This is a genomic window from Natronosalvus rutilus (genome assembly GCF_024204665.1).
Classification (GTDB): domain Archaea; phylum Halobacteriota; class Halobacteria; order Halobacteriales; family Natrialbaceae; genus Natronosalvus; species Natronosalvus rutilus.
Window position 1 is genome coordinate 985,269 of the sequence record NZ_CP100355.1, and the last position, 13,997, is coordinate 999,265.

The window sequence follows — 13,997 nt, forward strand, 5'->3', positions numbered from 1 at the left end:
GATGAGTACGAACACGAGCACGAATACGAGCACGGGTGACCCACTGCTATCGGTCGACGGACTGACGACGGAATTCGCGACCGATGAGGGCGGCATTCGCGCCATCGAGGACGTGAGCTTCACCCTCGAGCGCGGAGAAACCCTCGGCATCGTCGGAGAGAGCGGTTCCGGCAAGAGCGTCACCGCTCACTCGATTATGCGGCTACTCGAGGACAACGGCCGGATCGCGTCGGGCTCGGTCACGTTCGACGGCGCCGATCTGACGACGATGTCCGACTCGACGCTGCAGTCGATCCGCGGATCGGAGATCGCCATGGTCTTCCAGGATCCGATGACCTCGCTCACGCCGGTGTTGACCGTCGGCACGCAACTCCTCGAGACGCTCCACCAGCACCGGGAGCTGTCCGACGAGGAAGCGCGGGAGACGGCGCTCTCCCTGCTCGAGCAGGTGCGCCTGCCAGACCCCGTTGACGTCTTCGAGTCCTATCCGCACGAACTCTCCGGGGGTCAGCGCCAGCGGGTCCTTATCGCGATCGCCATCTGCTGCGATCCCGAGGTGCTGATCGCCGACGAACCGACGACGGCGCTGGACGTGACCATCGAGGCCCAGATCCTCGAGTTGCTCGAGGACCTCCGGGACTCCCGCGACCTCAGCGTCGTCCTCATCACCCACGACCTGGGGGTCGTCGCGGAGTCGACCGACCGCGTGGGCGTCATGTACGCCGGACAGATGGTCGAGCAGGGGTCGACCGACCGAGTGTTCACCGAACCCCGTCATCCCTACACGGCAGGCCTGCTCCGATCGATGCCGCGGCTGACCGACCACGTTCCCGAACTGCTCGAGGGAACCGTTCCCCAGCCCGGAAACCGGCCGAGTGGCTGTAACTTCGCCCCACGCTGTCCGTACGCGACGGCGGCCTGCGAGGCGGACGATCCGCCGCTCGAGCCGGTCGAGAGAGGCGACGGCGTCCCAGCGGGGACCTCCGAGACCGCCGCTGAAATTACGGCCGAAACCGCCGCTGGAACCGCACCGTCGCCGACCGACGACGGCGCCGTCCAGCGAGCGGCCTGCATTCGAACCGACGAGATCGGCGTCCTCGAGCCCGTTCCCGCCGAGGCCTCCGAGACGGCTAGGTCGCGGACGACCGACGTCGGCGACCCCATCCTCGAGATCGAGAACGTGCGAAAGGAGTTCGACACCTCGACCTCGCTGCTCGATCGCCTGCTCCCGAAGGGATCGCCGCCGGTGCAGGCCGTCGACGGCGTCTCGCTCTCGCTTCGCGCGGGCGAAACCGTCGGACTCGTCGGGGAGAGCGGCTCCGGTAAGACGACCCTCGGGCGCCTCTGCATCGCTCTCGAGGAGCGGACCGAGGGCGACATCCTGCTCGACGGCGTCTCCCTCGCGGAGACTCCCGACGAGGAACTCCGCCAGCGAGTCCAGTTCGTCTTCCAGGACCCCAGTTCGTCGCTCAACCCGCGCCAGCGAGTCGGGCGCATCCTCGGGTTCGCGGTCGAGAAACACGCGACGCTGGCGCCAGACGAGACGGTCACCGACCGCGTGATCGACCTGCTCGAGGAGGTGGGTCTCGACGCCGAGACCCGTCACCGCCACCCCCACGAACTCTCCGGCGGGCAGAAACAGCGCGTCGGCGTCGCCCGGGCGCTCGCGGTCGATCCGGACGTCCTGATCGCGGACGAGCCGACCAGCGCGCTCGACGTGAGCGTCCAGGGCCAGATCCTGGCCCTCCTCGAGCGGATCAAGGCCGAACGCGACCTCTCGATGATCTTCATCAGTCACGACCTCTCGGTCATCCGCCACGTCTCCGACCGCGTTGCCGTGATGTACCTCGGCCGACTCGCGGAGACCGGGCCTGTCGACGCGCTCTTCGCCGATCCGAAACACCCCTACACGGAGGCGCTGCTGAGCGCGATTCCCGACCCCGACCCCGATCCCAATCCGCAGCGGTCGAGCGAGCGGATCACTCTCGAGGGCGAGATTCCGGACCCGCGATACCCGCCGACGGGGTGTAACTTCGCCAGCCGCTGTCCGGCGGTCATGCCGAAGTGTCGCGAACACGACCCGGCGCTCGTCCCGGTCGACGGCGATCAGCGTGCGGCCTGTTTCCTCCACTCGACGGCCACCAGGGGCGACGAGGAGCCGCCGGAGGACGTTCTCGAGGCGACCCACCGTGGCAGCGACTGAGCCGGACACCGCCGAATCGACGGCTACAGCCCCCCGACCGATTCCATACTGAACGGCGGTCTGTGACCTTACAAATTAACCGAACAAAGTTCATCCAATAGTAATATATGTGAATAACTGTATACTACGGTTGCGAGATTTGGAACTGTTCCACCACCACCAACGAACCACCACAAATCTCGCACTTTTCCGGCAGCGATCGTCCGATCACTCGCCAGTGACGCACTCTCCGATCATTCGACGGTGACGCTCTTCGCCAGATGCCGGGGCTTGTCGATCGAGCGACCCAGTTCGTTGGCGATCCAGTACGACACCAGCTGGAGCTGGACGTTCGCTACGACCGAACTCGCGACGTCCTCGAGCGCCGGAATCTCGAGGACGTGGTCGGCGTATCGTTCGACGTCCGACTGGCCGTCCGTGACCGCGACGATGGGGACGCCGCGAGCCTCGACCTCCTTGACGTTGCCGATGGTCTTCTCGGCTTCCTCGCCGTCGCCGGTCACGAGCGCGAAGACCGCCGTGTTCGGGCCGACCAGCGCGAGGGGGCCGTGTTTCAACTCGCCCGCCGCGAAGCCCTCGGCGTGTTCGTAGGAAATCTCCTTGAGCTTCAGCGCCCCCTCGAGCGCGACGGGGTAGTTGAGGCTGCGACCGATGAAGAAGTACGCGTCGGCGTCGCGGTAGGCGTGAGCGACCTCCCGGGCGCTTGAGGTGTCGAGCACCTGTTGGATGGCGTCGGCGATCGATCGGAGCGACTGGATCAACTCGCGGGAACGGTGGTCGCTCAGTGCGGCGGCGACCATGGTGAGGGCGGCCTGCTGGCTCGCGAACGTCTTCGTGGCAGCGACGCCGATTTCCGGACCGGCCCGGATGTAGAGGACGTGATCGGTCTCGCGGGCGGCCGAACTGCCGACGACGTTCGTCACGGCGAGCGTCGTCGCGCCCGCCCGGTTCGCCTCCCGGAGGGCGCGCATCGTGTCGGCCGTCTCGCCGCTCTGGGTGACGCCGACGACGAGCGAGTCGTCCGTGAGCGGCATCGTCTCGGCCGTAAATTCGCTCGCCAGGGAAGCCTGGGCGGGGACGCCCCAGCGGTTCAACAGCGAGACGCCGAACATCGCGGCGTGATAGGAGGTCCCGCAGGCGACGAACGTTACGGGGCCGTCGAAGGCGATGTCCGCCAGTTCCTCGAGTTCGATTCGACCGGTGAGTTCGTTGAGTCGCCCGCGGAGACACTCCCGGATCGCAGTGGGCTGTTCGTGGATCTCCTTGAGCATGTAGTGGTCGTAGCCGCTCTTGCCGGCGTCCTCGGCGTCCCACTCGATGGTCTCGACGCTGCTCTCGACGACCTCGCCGTCCGAATCGGTGATCCGGATCGAGTCGCCGGTGAGCGTCGCGAACTCACCGTCGTCGAGGTAGATCACGCGGTCGGTGTACTCGATGAACGCCGGGACGTCGCTCGCCAGGTAGTGGCCGTCCTCGCCCAGGCCGAGTACGAGCGGCGACTCGTGGCGGGCCGCGTACACCGTCTCCGACCCCTCGAAGACGGCGGCGATGGCGTAACTGCCCTCGAGGCGCTCGATGGCCGCCCGAAACGCCGACTCGGGGTCGAGGCCGTCCTCGAGGCCGCGGGCGATCAGGTGGGGAACGACCTCGGTGTCGGTGTCGCTCTGGAACGTGACCCCGACCTCGCGCAGTTCCGTCCGGAGTGACTGGTAGTTCTCGATGATGCCGTTGTGGACGACGGCGACCCGGCCCTCCGCGTCGGTGTGCGGGTGAGCGTTCACGTCCGAGGGCGGGCCGTGGGTGCTCCAGCGGGTGTGGCCGATGCCGACGGACTCGCCGCCTGGTTCGTTCGCCTCCAGGGTCTCCTCGAGCGAGGAGACCTCGCCCTGGCGCTTGTGGACGCGGAGGTCCGTATCCCCGAGGGCGACGCCGGCGGAGTCGTACCCCCGGTACTCGAGGCCCGAGAGGCCGGTCATGAGAACGTCGAGCGCGTCGGTCTCGTGCTCGCCGTTGCCGACGAAGCCGATGATGCCACACATCAGGAACGCACCTCCACGTCGTCCTTCACGGTTCCACGGAGCGTCGCCCCCGCTTGGACGTAGGCGTCGGCGCCGACGATCACGCCGGGGGCGAACGTCGATCCGCCCTCGTCGTGGGCGTGGTCGGCGAACAGCGCGCCGAAGTCGACGTCTCGGTGGACCGCGTCGTTGATCTGGACGTCGCTCGGCCCGCCGACGACGGTCGACCCGGGGCCGATTCGCGCCCCGCGGCCGGTGACGCAGTCGCGGACCGTCGCCCCGTCTTCGACTCGCGTGTCGGCGTCGACGACGGCGTGCGTGAGCGAGACGTTCGAACCGACCGTCACGTTCTCGCCGAGACAGACGTTCGGTCCCACGACCGACCCCGCCCCGATGACGCAATCGGCGGGGACGACGACGGGGTCGACGATCGTCGCGGACTCGTGGACGTAGGCGTCGGCTGACACCTGGCTGTCGACGCCGCCCCTGGCGAGGAGGTCTTCAGCGATAGTCAGCAGGTCCCACGGGTAGGTCGCGTCGACCCAGAGGCCGTCGGAGACGACGCCCCGAACGCTGGCGGTCTCGTCGTCGACCAGGCTCGAGATGCCATCGATGAGGGACTGTTCACCCACACGCGGGTCGACGCCGCGAATCGCCTCGAATATCAGGTCGTCGAAGACGTAGACGCCGGCGTTGAGGGTGTACTCGCGGTCGTCGAACGGGTGTTCGACGATCTCGGTCACCTCGCCGTCGTCCGTGAGGACGCCGCCGTACTCGCCGACGTCGTCGGTCGGGATCAGGCCGAGCGTCGCCACCGAGTCCTCGTCGTGGGACTCGAGTACGTCCGCGACGATGTCGCCGTCGACGAGCTGGTCGCCGTAGACGACGAGCGTCGGCCCCTGGTGGTCCCGGTGGTCGTCTTCTGCGGCCAGGAGCGCGTGGCCACTTCCCAGCAGCTTCTCCTGTTTGACGTACTTGATCGGGACGTTGCGGTAGGTCGGCCCGAAGTGCGACTGGACGCGGTTTCGCTGGTAGCCCACGACGGTCGTGATCTCGGTCACGCCCGCGTCGATCAGCGCGTCGAAGACGTGCTCCAGGATCGGCTTCGTCGCCGCCGGCAACATCGGCTTCGGCCGATGTTTGGTCAACGGTCTGAGACGGCTTCCCTCCCCGGCCGCGAGCACGATCGCGGAACGTTCGGTCATACTATTCGAACCTCCGTCTGGCGACGTCAGTCTTTTGGATGTACTCATTTGCACGGTTTTAGTATCTCGGTCGATTCTCACGGCGGGTGTCGAGTCGTCCTCGAGCGTCCCCGATTCGGCGGGTCCAGTGGGCTCGAGTCGGCGGTGTGCGAGCGGGTGATCGGACGTGGACGCGAACACCGGACGTGGACGGGAGCGACGGCGGACGAGAGCGGAAGCGGGAACCAGGACGGAGCGATCTATCCCTCCCCCTCGGACTGATAAGGTTCACCGACGGCTTCCATCGGCAGGACGTTGTACAGCGAATCCTCGAGTTGGTCCGCGGAGTCGTACTCCTCGCTGTGCGTGTCCTCGACGAGCGACCCGAGGTTGGCTTCCCCGTCGGCGAGCAACAGCGTCACGTCGTTCAACTCGACGGCGGCGTCCGCTCGCGTGATCGGGTACGAGAGCTCCGAGAGTTCGTGTTCGACGCGGCTGAGTTTGACTTCCTCCATACGCCTCGGACATCGGCGAACGGCTTGAATTTCTGCGAGGTTTTCGGTGAGTGTCCGCTCGAGTGACGCGAACGTGGACACGGTAGTTGATAAAATCGCGAAATTCACGATGTACGTCGGCCAAACCTCCCGTCGGTCCGCTCGACTCTCTTCCCGGAGACGGTCGGTAAGATTGTGGAGAATGCACGAGAACAATTCGCACGCGGCGATTCGCACCGCTTTTGGCCCTCGAGACCGAATCGGTGCTATCGAATGATCTCGAAGGGCTGTGAGCAGTGTGCGAAAGGCGGCAAGATGGTACTATTCGTCTACGGCTACTGCGACCAGCGCGACTGCTTTTACTGCCCGCTCGGCGAGAACCGCAAGAACGTCACGGACGTCTACGCCAACGAGCGCCTCGTCGAGTCCGACGAGGACGTGCTCACCGAGGCCCACCGGATGGACGCCCTCGGCACCTCGATCACCGGCGGCGAACCCCAGGAGGCCCTCGAGCGCACCTGTCACTACCTTTCCCTGCTGAAAGACGAGTTCGGCGAGGACCACCATACTCACCTCTACACCGGCATTCCGGGGGGACGAGAGAACATGCGACGACTCTCGGAGGCCGGCCTGGACGAGATTCGCTTCCACCCACCGCTCGAGCAGTGGGGGGACCTCCACGGCACCGAGTGGGAGGGCATCCTCTACGTCGCCCGCGAGGAGGGGCTGACGCCGGCGTTCGAGATCCCCGGCATTCGCCCCGAGACGGAGTTCCTCGACTTTCTGGACGAGGGCGCCGCCGACTTCTGTAACGTCAACGAGTTTGAGATGTCCCACGGCAACTACCGCCGGATGCAGGCGGAAGGGTTCGAACTCAAAGAGGGACACATGAGCGCCGTCGACAACGACCGGGACGGCATCCTCGAGGTGATGGGCGACCACCCGAAGGTCTACTTCTGCACCTCGGTGTTCAAGGACGCGGCCCAGCACCGGCGGCGACTCAAGCGGATGGCCCGGACGGTGCGCCGCGAGTTCGACGACGTCACCGACGACGGGACCCTGGTTTATGGGAAGACGCGAGTCGCCCCCTCGAGATTCGAGGCGCTCGGGGTCCCCGAGGAGTTCTACACTGTGAAGTCGAACCACGTCGAGGTCGCCTGGTGGCTGCTCGAGGAGATGATCGAAGCGGGTGACGTCGACGACGGCGAGATTGTCGAGCAGTATCCGACATACGACGGCCAGGTGGTCGAGCGGACGCCGCTAGCGTAGGTGTTCAACACGCCGTCGACCCCCTCGAGGCGAGTCTCCTGGTGAACGGATCGGGGGCCTCGAACGCCGATTCCCTTTTGGCGGGACTACACCAGAACCTCGACCGCATACCCGTGATCCTCGATAGCCTCGAGCAACTCCTCGACGTGGTCGTGGCCGCGCGTCTCGAGGTCGATCTCGACTTCAGTGTCGCTCATCTTGATGTCCCGGGAGGTGCGGTCGTGCTGGATCGCGTAGATGTTCGCCCGGTGGCCCGAGATGATCGCCAGGAGTTCCTCGAGTGCTCCTGGCTGATCCTTGAGCACGGTCTGAATCTTCAGGTAGCGGCCGGTTTCGATCAACCCACGAACGATTACCGTGGTGAGCATGTTGAGGTCGATGTTCCCTCCCGAGAGGAGCGGAACGATCACCTCCCCGTCGTCGTAGTCGAACGCCTCGAAGAGGATCGCCGCGAGCGGGACGGCGCCCGCACCCTCGACGACGGTCTTCGAGCGCTCGAGGAGGTGGGCGACGGCCATCGCGATCTGTTCATCGGTGACGGTGACGACCTCGTCGACGCGCTCTTGGATGACCGAGAACGTCTTCTCGCCGATGCTCCTGGTCGCGATTCCGTCGGCGATCGTGTCGACCCCGTCGATGGTGACGACCGATCCCTTCTCGAGGGACGCCGCGGCGCTCGAGGCGCCCGTCGATTGGACGCCGATCACGCGGACGTCGGGTCGCTTCGCCTTGATGGCCGTCGCGATGCCGGCGATGAGGCCGCCGCCGCCGATAGGGACGACCACGGTGTCGACGTCGAGACAGTCCTCGAGGATCTCGAGGCCGATCGTCCCCTGGCCAGCCATCACGTGCTCGTCGTCGAAGGCGTGGACGTAGGTTCGTCCCTCCTCGCGTTCGATCTCGTGAGCGCGCTCGGCGGCCGCGTCGTAGTCGGCCCCTGCGAGGACGACCTCGGCGCCGTAGCTCCGGGTCGCCTTGACCTTCGCGATCGGAGCCTGCTCGGGCATGACGATCTTCGAGTCGACCCCGGCTCGCGTTGCTGCGAGCGCGACGCCCTGGGCGTGGTTGCCCGCGCTGGCCGTGACGACGCCGGCGGCTTGCTCTTCGGGCGAGAGCGTCTGAACGCGGTTGGTCGCCCCGCGAATCTTGAACGCACCGGTCCGCTGGAAGTTCTCGAGTTTCAGGTGGACCGCTGCGCCGGTCATGTCGGAATAGGTGTGTGAGTACGTCAGCGGAGTGTGACGCGAGGTCTCTCGAACCCGTTCGCGGGCCTCGAGGACGTCAGCAAGCTCGAGCATACCTGCGAGTATCGGGCAAGTATTGTAAAGGATTGCTGTTGGCGACGGGGCGAGCACTCACTCAGCGGGGATAGGCACAGCAGTGCTGCTGGTCTCGTGTGGAAAACGTGCTGTCAGAAGCGACAGCACGACAGGGAATACAGGGTATGCACGGCGTGTGACGTGCGACTGTATAGGAGGACCGGAGATATATAAATCTCATGCAGCCGGAGCGAAAGTGTAATCGATAGACTGGAGCGAGGTGAAACTGGCGTCTGACGGGTAGCAGACGGTTGTCGTTCGTGCCTCGGTGACACGTCAGATACCCCTTCTTGCCACTTCTACCGCGTGAACTAAATATCGCGCAGCTTGCTCCTTTCGGAGGTATAAACGGTCCCGGGAACGGTTCGGCCGTATGGGCGCGAGCGGCTCCGCAGGTGAACCATCGGGGCGCGAGCGGGTGCTCTCGGTCTGGAAACGCGTCCTCGCACTCGCGTGGCCGATCATGGCCGAGCAGACGACGCGGACGCTGATGCGGACCGTCGACATCATCGTGACCGGCCTCTTTTCGCCGGCCGCCATCGCCGCCATCGGCCTCGCGGACCTCTACGCCCGCCTGCCGCTCCGGATCGGCCTCGGTCTCGGCGGCGGCGCCATCGCGCTCTCGAGCCAGGACACCGGCAGCGGTGCGACCGGCACCCGCGACGAGGCGATCACTCAGGCGATCCTTCTCGGGGCCGTCGCCGGCGTCCCGTTCGTGCTCTTCGGCGTCCTGCTGAGCGAGTACGCGATCGCGGTCCTCGGCGCCGAATCGGCGGTCGTGACGTACGGATCGGTGTACCTCGCGATCATCATGGCCACGGCGCCCGCTCGCCACGTCGGCATCATCGCCGCGAGAGCCCTCCAGGGGACCGGCGACACGATCTCGCCGATGGTCGTCAACGTCCTCGCCAACGTCCTCAACGTGACCGGGTCGGTCGTGCTGGGACTCGGCCTGCTCAGCGCTCCGCGCCTTGAGGTCGTCGGTGTCGGCCTCGCGACGGCTGGCGCCAACGTGTTCACGGCCCTGGCGTTGTTAGGGATACTTGCGGGCCCCTGGCGGGAGAGTTCGCTCGTCAGGCCGACCGACTGGATCGTCGCGAAGCAACTGCTCGCGGTGAGCGCGCCGCGCATCGCCGAGGGCCTGATCGCGACTGCCATCGAGTTCCCGTTCAACTCGATCCTCCTCCTGATCAGCACGGAGGCCAACGCTGCCTACCAGATCGGCCGTCGGGTCTACCAGCAGATCTCGAGTCCTCTCTCCCGGGGGTATCACGTCGCCGCGAGTATCGTCGTCGGCCAGCACCTCGGGGAAGGCGATCCGGACACGGCTCGATACGACGGCTGGGCGATCGCCGGCCTGGGGCTGGCGACGGTCGGCGTCATCGGGCTGTTCCTCGCGGTCTTCGCGCCCCAGTTCGTCCGGATCTTCACTGACGATCCGGAAACGGCGAGCCACGCCGTCACCTTCGCTCGAGCCTACGGCCTCAGTGCGCCGTTCCTCGTCGTCTACGTCGCCATCGCGGGCGCGCTCCAGGGTGCGAGCGAGACGATCTACCCCCTGCTGGCGCGCTCGAGCGGCCTGTTCCTGTTCTACCTCTGTTTCTCTTACGTCGCCGCCATCTCGCTTGACTGGGGCGTCCTCGGCGTCGCGGCCGGCGTCTTCCTGTACTACCTCTGGGCGCTGTGTGTCGTCTCCTGGGCCTACCTCGAGCGCGACTGGGCGGCCAAAGCGGCCCGGATGATGGCCGAGCGCGGCAGTCGCTCGAGTGAGTGAGCGAACGAGTGACGAGTGACGAGTGACGGAGAACCGAACGCGACTCACGGTGGTCTCAGTCGTCGAGCGCGCTCGTGATCCCGTCGACCGGGCGGTCGGGCGTCACGTCCTCGAGTTCCCTGGGCAATCCGAGCTGATAGGCGTCGCCGTTTTCCCGCACCGTCGTCCGGCCGCGGTGGACCGAGACGTCGCCGTTCAGGTGGAGCTGGACGGCCTCGAGCAGCGCCTCGGCCTCGAGTGGCTGCCCGCGTGCTTTCATCTCCGCGAGGTCGGCGTCGTCGGGGACGTCGAAGGCCCGCTGGGTGATGATCGGCCCCTGGTCGAGGTCCGTCGTAACGTAGTGAGCGGTGACGCCGGCGACCCGGACGCCCTCCTCGATGGCCTGTCGGTAGGCCTCAGCGCCGGGGAACGACGGCAACAGTGAGGGGTGGACGTTGATGATGCGATCCTCGTAGCGGAACACGACGTTGGGGCTCAGGATCCGCATGTACCGGGCGAGGACGATTAGGTCGGCGTCGTACTCGGCGAGCAACTCGAGCAACCGGTCTTCGTCCTGCTGGCCGTTCTCCGTCCCGACGTCGTGGAAGGGCACGTCGTAGTGGTCGGCCAGGGGCTCGAGGGTGTCGTGGTTGCCGATCACGACGCCGATGTCGGCGCCCAGGCGGTCGTTGGCCCAGGCCTCGAACAGCGCCTCGAGGCAGTGGCTCTCCTTCGTGACCAGGACGGCGATCTGCTGGCTGTCGCGGTCTGTCGGGAACCGGACCTGGACGTCCAGTCCCAGGTCGTCGCCCAGGTCCTCGAGGTCGGCGCGCAGTTTGGCCTCCGTACAGACCATCCCCGACGTGTCGATGGCGAGGTTCATCCGGAAGACGCCGTCGCGAACCGCCTGGTCGAGGTCCTCGATGTTGCACCCGCGCTCGAACAGGAGCGTCGTGACGTTGGCGATCAGGCCGGTGTCGTCGTCTCCGACGACCGTGATTTCGGTCAGATCGGTCGTCATCGACACCACCACCGCTCGAGAACTGCAGTAGACATTACCTCTCCTCCACGTCTCGAGCGGGGAAAAGCCCTGCCATCCGCGTAATATTGGTCTCGGTCGAGGTGACGTCGGGTCGCGAACTCGAGTTCACGCTATAGTAAGTGTAATTTTAATACGAGCTGAAAAATCGCGCTCGATCTAAACCGCATCGCTCGCGCGGGTGCTCAGGAGAACTGCTCGATCAGCGCTGGCACGACGTCGAAGAGGTCGTCGTGGATCGCGTAATCGGCGATGTCCATGATCGGCGCGTTCGGATCCGTGTTGATCGCGACGATGGTCTCGGAGCCTTTCATCCCGGCGACGTGCTGCACGGCGCCGGAGATGCCGATGGCGATGTAGACGTCGGGCGTGACGACCTTGCCGGACTGGCCGACCTGGCGGTTGGCGGGCAGCCAGCCCGCGTCGACGATCGGTCGCGACGACGAGAGCGTCGCGTCCAGCGCCTCTACCAGCTCGCGGATCAGGTCCAGGTTCTCCTCCTCTTCGATACCACGACCGATGGAGACCAGCAGGTCCGCCTCGCTGATGTCGACGTCGCCGCCGGCGACTTCCTCGAAGCCCGTCACTGTCGAGCCGATAGCGTCCTCGTCGATGTCAGCGTCGAAGGCCTCGACGGTGGCGTCGCCCGCCGCCTCGGTGGGTTCCCACTCGGCGCCGCGGATCGTAATGGCAACCTGGTCAGCGTCGACCTCGGTGGTCGTCTCGACCTTGCCGCCGTACATCTCGCGCGTGCCGACGAGGGTGTCGCCCTCGGTCGCGAGACCGACGGCGTCGGTGACGAGCGGCACATCGAGTCGCGTGGCGACCGCAGGGGCGTAGTCCAGCCCGTTGACGCTGTTGGGCATCACCAGGTAGGCGGGCTCGAGCGCGTCCGCCAGCTGGGTGATCGCTTGCGTGTAGACATCGTGGTTGAACTCCTCGCCATAGGCGACGGTGTGGACGGTGTCGACGCCCTCGAGGTTCAGCGCGTCGGCGAAGGTCTCGACGTCGCCGCCGACGACGGCTACGTGGAGGTCGCCGCCGGTTTCGCCGGCGAGTTCGGCGCCCGCGGTGACGACCTCGCGGCTGACGTCCCGAAGCTCGCCCTGGCGGTGCTCGGCGACGGCCAGAATATCGCTCATTGGGCCACCCCCTTCTCCCGCAGGAGATCAGCTAATTGCGCGGCCGTCTCGTCGGCCCCGCCCTCGAAGACGGTGGTGTCGCTCTCGCTCTCGGGTTCGTACATCGCCGTCAGTCGGAGGTCGCCCGCGACGGCGTCGGCCTCGACGCCCAGGTCGGCAAGCGTCTGGTGGTCGAGCTCCTTGCGCTGGGCCATCCGGATGCCCCGGAGGCTGGCGTAGCGGGGCTCGTTGATCCCCGTCTGGATCGTCAACACCGCGGGGACGTCGATTTCGGTCAGCTCCTCGATGCCGCCCTCGAGTTCGCGGTGGACCGACGCGGTCTCTCCCTCCAGGTCGAGCTGGTTGACGACGGCGCCCCACTGGTAGCCGACGGCCTCGGCGAGGGCGACGCCCGTCGCACCGAAGCTGTCGTCGCCCGACTGAACGCCCGTCAAAACGAGGTCGGGGTCCTCGGCTTCGACGACCGCCTCGAGGATGGCGACTTTCGCACCGACGTCCAGGAGGTCGACGTCCTCGAGGGCGTCGTCCCAGACGCGGATGGCGCGGTCGGCGCCCTTCGCGAGCGCCTGGCGGATGGTCTGTTCGGTCTCTTCGTTGCCGATGGTGACGGTGACGACCTCGTCGACGACGCCGTCTTCTTCGAGTTGGACGGCCTCCTCGATGGCGTAGTCGTCCCACTCGTTGAGATCGGCGCCGAGATACCGCTCGTCGATGGTCGTGCCGTCGATTTCGAACTCGTCTTCGACGGTCGCAACCTCCTTGACCGGTACGAGTACCTTCATCATCGTTGGTTGCGCTCCCCCGGGCGTAAACGTTTTCGAAACCGCGCGTCGCGGGCATTCAGTTGATTCAGGATCGCCTGGACTCGTGACGGTCTCTCACTACCCGAGAGTATCACGCTTCCGGACGCGTCTACGGTGGGTTTTCCCGGCGTTCGACTCGATTCTGGAAGCCGGTTCCGGAAGCGGTTTAACGATACCACAGGTACTAGGGTCCATGGCGGACTGTCCACTCGCAGACGACTGCCCCAGCTTTACCGAGCGAATCAGCGGAATGGGGTGTACGCACTACGGCGACCGCGGCGGCAAAGAGTGGTGTAACCACTACAACCAGCCGATCCAGGACCTCAAGACCCAGCCGGTCAAATCCGGCGAGGAAGTGGTCGTCGACGTCGTCGACATGCACGAGAGCGGCGCCGGCGTCGGTCGAACCGAGGACGGGTTCATCGTCATGATCGACGGCGTCCTGCCGGAGGCCCGGGTCAAAGCCGAAATTACCCGCGTCCACAGCAATCACGCACGCGCGGACGTCCTTGAGCGATTGCCACTCGAGCCCGAGGAGTCCGACGACGAAAGCGACGATGACGACGAGGCGGACGCCGACGACGAGGAAGACGCTTCCGAGCGAGGCGGGCGTCGCCCACAGCGCGAGCAACTCGGCAGTCGCGAGAACTTCTGGGGCTCCTGAGCGGGCCGCCAGGGTGGACAGACCCTTCGCAGAGCCGTCGCCACGTATTCTACGGTCGTCGCTTGCACGCTGCAAACTGCAATAAGACGTAAGTAGACCTGCTGGTATG

12 protein-coding genes are annotated in these 13,997 nt (G+C 66.1%); 5 read left to right on the top strand and 7 right to left on the bottom strand.

Features of this window, described 5'->3' with window-relative positions:
- Window position 1: 1 nt before the first annotated feature.
- Window positions 2-2,203, top strand: coding sequence for a dipeptide ABC transporter ATP-binding protein (locus tag NGM29_RS04855; protein WP_254159303.1), 2,202 nt, complete (start codon window positions 2-4; stop codon window positions 2,201-2,203).
- 233 nt (window positions 2,204-2,436) lie between these two features.
- On the opposite strand, the gene glmS is transcribed toward NGM29_RS04855, so the two are convergent.
- Together glmS and NGM29_RS04865 are read right to left on the bottom strand one after the other, a co-directional pair.
- The gene (glmS, locus tag NGM29_RS04860) at window positions 2,437-4,242 is read right to left on the bottom strand and encodes a glutamine--fructose-6-phosphate transaminase (isomerizing) (protein ID WP_254159304.1); all 1,806 of its coding nucleotides are present in this window, start codon (window positions 4,240-4,242) and stop codon (window positions 2,437-2,439) included.
- Complete coding sequence (locus tag NGM29_RS04865) at window positions 4,242-5,426, bottom strand: sugar phosphate nucleotidyltransferase (RefSeq protein WP_254159305.1); 1,185 nt, start codon at window positions 5,424-5,426, stop codon at window positions 4,242-4,244. Before NGM29_RS04865 ends, glmS begins: the two co-directional genes overlap by 1 nt.
- Window positions 5,427-5,474: 48 nt before the next feature.
- Here NGM29_RS04865 and NGM29_RS04870 point away from each other — a divergent pair, with 48 nt between their 5' ends.
- Window positions 5,475-5,687, top strand: a complete 213-nt coding sequence (locus NGM29_RS04870) for a hypothetical protein (protein ID WP_254159306.1) — start codon at window positions 5,475-5,477, stop codon at window positions 5,685-5,687.
- Here NGM29_RS04870 and NGM29_RS04875 read toward each other — a convergent pair.
- Window positions 5,666-5,920: a DUF5789 family protein gene (locus NGM29_RS04875; RefSeq protein WP_254159307.1), complete on the bottom strand. Its 255-nt coding sequence runs from the start codon at window positions 5,918-5,920 to the stop codon at window positions 5,666-5,668. The genes NGM29_RS04870 and NGM29_RS04875 overlap by 22 nt on opposite strands.
- 252 nt (window positions 5,921-6,172) lie before the next feature.
- Between NGM29_RS04875 and NGM29_RS04880 the strand changes: the two genes are divergently transcribed.
- A complete protein-coding gene (locus tag NGM29_RS04880; RefSeq protein WP_254159308.1) occupies window positions 6,173-7,168 on the top strand; it encodes a radical SAM protein in 996 nt (331 codons plus the stop codon).
- 86 nt (window positions 7,169-7,254) lie between these two features.
- Here the strand turns inward: NGM29_RS04880 and ilvA are convergent, their stop codons facing one another.
- Window positions 7,255-8,466, bottom strand: coding sequence for a threonine ammonia-lyase (gene ilvA, locus NGM29_RS04885; RefSeq protein ID WP_254159309.1), 1,212 nt, complete (start codon window positions 8,464-8,466; stop codon window positions 7,255-7,257).
- Window positions 8,467-8,860: 394 nt separating this feature from the next.
- Here ilvA and NGM29_RS04890 point away from each other — a divergent pair, with 394 nt between their 5' ends.
- The gene (locus NGM29_RS04890) at window positions 8,861-10,261 is read left to right on the top strand and encodes an MATE family efflux transporter (RefSeq protein WP_254159310.1); all 1,401 of its coding nucleotides are present in this window, start codon (window positions 8,861-8,863) and stop codon (window positions 10,259-10,261) included.
- 55 nt (window positions 10,262-10,316) lie between these two features.
- Here NGM29_RS04890 and NGM29_RS04895 read toward each other — a convergent pair whose 3' ends face one another.
- The 3 genes from NGM29_RS04895 to NGM29_RS04905 all read right to left on the bottom strand — a co-directional run bounded on the left by NGM29_RS04895 (window position 10,317) and on the right by NGM29_RS04905 (window position 13,203).
- Window positions 10,317-11,261, bottom strand: coding sequence for a formyltetrahydrofolate deformylase (locus tag NGM29_RS04895; RefSeq protein WP_254159311.1), 945 nt, complete (start codon window positions 11,259-11,261; stop codon window positions 10,317-10,319).
- A 203-nt stretch (window positions 11,262-11,464) separates the two neighbouring features.
- Entirely contained in the window at window positions 11,465-12,421 is a 957-nt protein-coding gene (locus NGM29_RS04900) for an electron transfer flavoprotein subunit alpha/FixB family protein (protein WP_254159312.1), read from the bottom strand.
- On the bottom strand, window positions 12,418-13,203 hold the full coding sequence (locus NGM29_RS04905) for an electron transfer flavoprotein subunit beta/FixA family protein (protein ID WP_254159313.1): 786 nt from the start codon (window positions 13,201-13,203) through the stop codon (window positions 12,418-12,420). The genes NGM29_RS04900 and NGM29_RS04905 overlap by 4 nt, the downstream gene beginning before the upstream one ends.
- A gap of 214 nt (window positions 13,204-13,417) precedes the next feature.
- Between NGM29_RS04905 and NGM29_RS04910 the strand changes: the two genes are divergently transcribed.
- Window positions 13,418-13,888 (top strand): TRAM domain-containing protein, encoded by a 471-nt coding sequence (locus NGM29_RS04910; protein WP_254159314.1) that lies wholly within the window; start codon window positions 13,418-13,420, stop codon window positions 13,886-13,888.
- Window positions 13,889-13,997 lie beyond the last annotated feature (109 nt).

Bases quoted from the DNA above. Each gene is read 5' to 3' on its own strand.
- NGM29_RS04855 (WP_254159303.1), top strand. From the start codon at position 2: ATGAGTACGAACACGAGCACGAATACGAGCACGGGTGACCCACTGCTA.
- glmS (WP_254159304.1), bottom strand. From the start codon at position 4,242: ATGTGTGGCATCATCGGCTTCGTCGGCAACGGCGAGCACGAGACCGAC.
- NGM29_RS04865 (WP_254159305.1), bottom strand. From the start codon at position 5,426: ATGACCGAACGTTCCGCGATCGTGCTCGCGGCCGGGGAGGGAAGCCGT.
- NGM29_RS04875 (WP_254159307.1), bottom strand. From the start codon at position 5,920: ATGGAGGAAGTCAAACTCAGCCGCGTCGAACACGAACTCTCGGAGCTC.
- NGM29_RS04880 (WP_254159308.1), top strand. From the start codon at position 6,173: ATGATCTCGAAGGGCTGTGAGCAGTGTGCGAAAGGCGGCAAGATGGTA.
- ilvA (WP_254159309.1), bottom strand. From the start codon at position 8,466: ATGCTCGAGCTTGCTGACGTCCTCGAGGCCCGCGAACGGGTTCGAGAG.
- NGM29_RS04890 (WP_254159310.1), top strand. From the start codon at position 8,861: ATGGGCGCGAGCGGCTCCGCAGGTGAACCATCGGGGCGCGAGCGGGTG.
- NGM29_RS04895 (WP_254159311.1), bottom strand. From the start codon at position 11,261: ATGACGACCGATCTGACCGAAATCACGGTCGTCGGAGACGACGACACC.
- NGM29_RS04900 (WP_254159312.1), bottom strand. From the start codon at position 12,421: ATGAGCGATATTCTGGCCGTCGCCGAGCACCGCCAGGGCGAGCTTCGG.
- NGM29_RS04905 (WP_254159313.1), bottom strand. From the start codon at position 13,203: ATGAAGGTACTCGTACCGGTCAAGGAGGTTGCGACCGTCGAAGACGAG.
- NGM29_RS04910 (WP_254159314.1), top strand. From the start codon at position 13,418: ATGGCGGACTGTCCACTCGCAGACGACTGCCCCAGCTTTACCGAGCGA.